2 protein-coding genes and 1 pseudogene are annotated in these 4245 nt (G+C 71.8%); 1 reads left to right on the top strand and 2 read right to left on the bottom strand.

The features are described 5' to 3' along the window. On the bottom strand, nucleotides 1–2622 hold a 2622-nt coding region (locus tag BJQ90_RS13630; protein WP_226760788.1), incomplete at its 3' end, for an alpha/beta fold hydrolase. Further along, nucleotides 2616–3638: a 3-oxoacyl-ACP synthase III gene (locus BJQ90_RS13625; RefSeq protein ID WP_226760787.1), complete on the bottom strand. Its 1023-nt coding sequence runs from the start codon at nucleotides 3636–3638 to the stop codon at nucleotides 2616–2618. The genes BJQ90_RS13630 and BJQ90_RS13625, both read right to left, overlap by 7 nt. Nucleotides 3639–3995: 357 nt before the next feature. Here BJQ90_RS13625 and BJQ90_RS13620 point away from each other — a divergent pair. Beyond that, nucleotides 3996–4245 (top strand): annotated as a pseudogene (locus BJQ90_RS13620) (hypothetical protein); the annotation flags it as partial.

Below are 4245 nucleotides of genomic sequence, written 5' to 3'. Positions count from 1 at the left end.
GCGGATGTCGGTCGGCTGGGAGGAGACAACGAGCACCGCCGAGACGCTGACGCCTGCCTGCCGGGCCGCCTCGCGTACGCGCCCGGCGAGCTGCGGCGCTGCAGGGCCCGCCCGGCGGGCGGGGGGTACAGTCTCGACGACGGCGACGACGGCCTGCGTCCCGGCCGGGCCGATGCCGACGACGGCGGCCAGCCCGACGTCGGACAGGCGCTCGATGGCCTGCTCGGCGCCCACAGGCGTGACCACGGTACCCGGTGCCGTTACGACGTGCGCGAGGCGCCCTTCCACCCAGAGCCGGCCGGCGGCGTCGAAGTGCCCGACGTCGCCGGTGCGGTGCCAGCCGGCTGTGCGGACGCTCTCGCGCTGGGTCAGCCAGAGCCGGTCGTAGCTTTCCTTCACATGCGGGGCGTTGACGAGGATCTCGCCGGTCACTCCCGCCTCGGTGACGGGTCGGTTCCCGGGGGCTGAGCCGTCCGCGTCGAGCGGGATGACGGCCACACGGGCGCCGTGTACCGGCCGGCCCACGCACACGCCGTTCCCGGCCCCTGCGACGGTGCCGGCGGCGGCATCGGACTCGGCGGCGCGGATCTGTTCGAGGCTGATGTCCGTGACAGGCAGCGCCTCGGTCATTCCGTACGGGGTGTGCAGCGAGGCGCGGGGCAGCAGCCGCTGGACCTCTGCGAGGAGGGAAGCGGGAACGGGCGCGCCGGCGGAGAGCAGCAGCTCCACGCGACCCAGGACCATGTGGCCGGCACCGTCCAGGCGGCCCTGGGTCGCAAGGACGTTGCGCAGGGCAGCGGGCGAGGCGAAGACCACCGTGGCGTCGATCGCCGCGGCGGCGTCCGCCAGCGCGCGGGCCGTCAGGGTGCGGGGCGCTGTCACGTCCATGGCGGGCGTCACGGACACGGCCCCCAGCGCCGGCCCCAGCAGGGCGAACGGCGCGAAGCCCGCCACCAGGCGTGCGCCCGGGCGGATCCCGAGCGTCGCGGCGAGCGTGTCCCGCATCGCCGCCAGCTGCCGGTGGGTGTAGAGCACGCCCTTGGCGGGGCCGGTGGAGCCGGAGGTGAAGAGCACGGCGGCCGCGGCGTGCGGGTCCGGAACCTGCAGGGGCGGCGTTTTGCCGCCGAGGAGTTCTCCCCGGGTGGCGAGGAAGGCCAGGGAGGTCTCCACCGCCAGAAGCCGGCGACGGGCGGCCGGCAGGTCCCGCACACTGATGCGCCGTCCCGGCCAGCCGAGCACCGATGCCGCCGCGAGGGCTTTGTCGATGCCGATGAGGAAGTCCGGGGTGGCGCCCTTGACGGCGCGGCTGAGCCCCCGGGTGCCCAGGCCGGCATCGGCCACGACGACCACCGCGCCGAGCCGGAGGCAGGCGTAGAGGACCACGGTCAGGTCTACACCCGGCGGAACCATCAGGCTCACCCGGCTGCGGTGCCCTACACCGGCCTCGTGCAGGCCCGCTGCGAGGGTGGCGATACTCCGTTCCAGCTCCTGCCAGCTGAGCGAGCGGGCGACGCTGCCGTCCGCGGCCATTTGCGCGACGGCGGTGTCCCCGCGTGCGGGTCCTGTCGCGGCCTCGGTAAGCGGCGCCCACAGGGGCGGAGTCCCGGTGCCGGTTTCCAGGGGCCCGGCCCCGGCCTGCAGCGGCGGGCGCTCGAGCGGGGCGTGCGTCCGCTGAAGGCCGGGTCCGTTGTCCGGGTCGCGTCCGGAAAGCCACTCGAAGACGGGAGTGGCGATGTCCCGGTCTTCCGCGACCAGGTGGCCGGCGCCCTCGAAGCGGTGCACTTTCGCGTGCGGCAGCCGGCTGATGAGGTCCTTCAGGTACCGGTCGGAAAAGATCGGGTCCCGCGGTCCCCAGAGCATCAGGGCCGGGACTCCCAGCCCGCCGAGCCCTTCGGCGACGCGGCCGAGTGCCGGGAAGCTGGGGTGGGACGCGTCGGCGGGAATGTCCGCGACGAAGTTCCCCACGCCGGCGCGGCGCCCGGCGCCGCGGTAGGGGGCCTTGAAGGCGCTGCGGACATCCGCGGCCAGCGGCGGGTGGGCCAGGGCATGGGTCACCCGCAGGAAGGCGTCCGACGTCGTCGTTCCCCAGCGGTGCACGGCAGGGTGCAGGGCAAGCCGGAGCGCCGGGGGGATGCCGGTGCCCGGGGGCTGGTGGACGGCGGTGTTGGTCAGCACCACCCCGGCGAGCTGCTGCGGGTGCGCCAAGGCCCAGCCGAGGCTGATCACGCCGCCCCAGTCGTGGCCGACGGTGACGACCGGACCGCCCAGCCCGAGCGCCGCGGTGAGGTCGCCCAGGTCGTTGATCCGGTCTGCCAGGCGCCGGAACGTGCCGGTGCGCTCCGAGAAGCCCATATCCAGTTGGTCCACCGCCACCACACGCCAGGGATGCGCGGGGTCGGAACCGGCGGCCAGCAAGGTCCGCCACAGGTAGGACCAGGTCGGGTTGCCATGCACGCACAGCAGGGTCCCGGCAGGAGTCAGGCCCCGGCGGGAGAGCTGGGCGCCGTTGTCGAGCAGGTGCCAGCGGCGCACGGTTCCGCGCCCATCGGGCGCGGAGGTGGACGCCACCTCGATCTCGCGCGACCATTCGGGGTCGACGCCGGGCCAGTCGGCGGCTACCAAACGATTTCCACCATGGCGGTGTTGAGGCCGGAACCGACGCCCATGCACAGCACCCGGTCCCCGGCTCCGAGGCTCTGCGCTTCGGCCGCGAGGGTCATTGGGAGGGACGCCGGGCCCACATTGCCCCAATGCGGGAACGTGATCGGCACCTTGTCAGGGTCCAGGTCAATGGCTTCGATGATGGCCTGGGTATAGGCGGTACTCACCTGGTGCGTGACGTAGCGGTCCATGGAAGCCCAGTTCCACTCCGGCTGGGCCTCGCGCCAGGCATCGACCACGAGCCGCAGGCCGCCGTCAAGCAGGGCTTTGGTGTCCGTGGCCATGCCGTCGATACCGCCCACGCACAATTCATGGTGCTCCGTGCCGGCGCGCATCACGCCGCCGAGGATCCGGTGCGCCCCCGGGTGCTGGTCCGCGGGGCCCAGGACGGCGGCGGCGGCTCCCGAGCCGAGGGTGAGGGTGGCAAACTCACGGTTAAAGTCCTCGCGGGTCGTCTCCGGCCGCTGCAGCCTGGCCAGGGTGGCCTCCTGCGTTGCCTGGGCGTCCTCGCCGTTGACGATCACAGCGTACTTGATCTGGCCCGAATCGATCATGTTGGCCGCCAGGGTCATGCCATTGACGAATCCGAGGCAGGCGTTGGCCAGGTCGAAGTTCATGGCAGAGGACGGCAGGCCGAGTCCGTGGTGGATCTTCACCGCGACGGACGGTTCAAGGTTGCGCCGCGTGACGGAGGTGTTGATCAGCAGGCCGATCTCGGTCGCTTCGATGCCGGACTCGGCCAGGGCCTTGGCGCCCGCCTCGATGGCGGCGTCGTCGAACGATGTCCCCGGCGCCCACCATCGCCGGTGGGTGACGCCGGCAACCCGTTCGAGCAGCTTCGGGGGAAACTTCAGCCGCCGCAGGGTCGCAGCCAGCCTGTGGTCGAAATCCGTGGAACTGACGATCCTCGGAGCCTCGACGCTGGTCACTGACAGCAACGCGGTGTTGCGGTGTCGGAATGTTGCATTCCCTATCAAAATTACGCCTCTGTTCGTGTCTGTCCTGCGCTCCGCGGTTGACCGCACCTTCAGGCACAAGCCCAAGAGCTTAACTATGCCCGTTGCAGATCAATTCCCGCAGGTGCCGCCCGTGGCATCTGCCGCCGGCGGGCCCAGAGCGTCGCTCAAGGACCGCCACGGCGTCGTCGGCCAGGAACTCGTGCCCCTGTGCCATCCCCGTCCAAGTAACGGACGCCGGTAGCGGAGCACCCAAAAACAGGTAGCGCTACGCTTCCGCGCCCGTTCAGCCCGCTGAAAGACTGTGGCGATGGGTGCCAGGAGAAGAAGAATGACAGATGTCCAGGCGAACGCAGTCGCCCGGGCCGGGAAAAGTCAGTGAAAGCCAAGTGGCCTGTCACGGTGGTGGTCGGCCTGGCCGCGGTCCTCGGCAGCACGGCCTTGCTGCTGGATCAGGTGACGGCAGCACCATCCCCGGATTCGAGTGTCGCGGCACCGGCTGGCAGCGCGGCTCCGGCCGCCCGAGGCGGCGCGGATCCAGCCAAGGCCGACGCCGCGACGGGCACGGGAGCACGCGATGGCGGGTCCACCCCAGCGGCAGGATCCGCTGCCGCCACGTCTCCTGCAG

The sequence above is a fragment of the Arthrobacter sp. SO3 genome, assembly GCF_020532825.1.
Lineage (GTDB): Bacteria > Actinomycetota > Actinomycetes > Actinomycetales > Micrococcaceae > Arthrobacter.
This window is presented reverse-complemented; position numbering and strand designations above follow the sequence as displayed.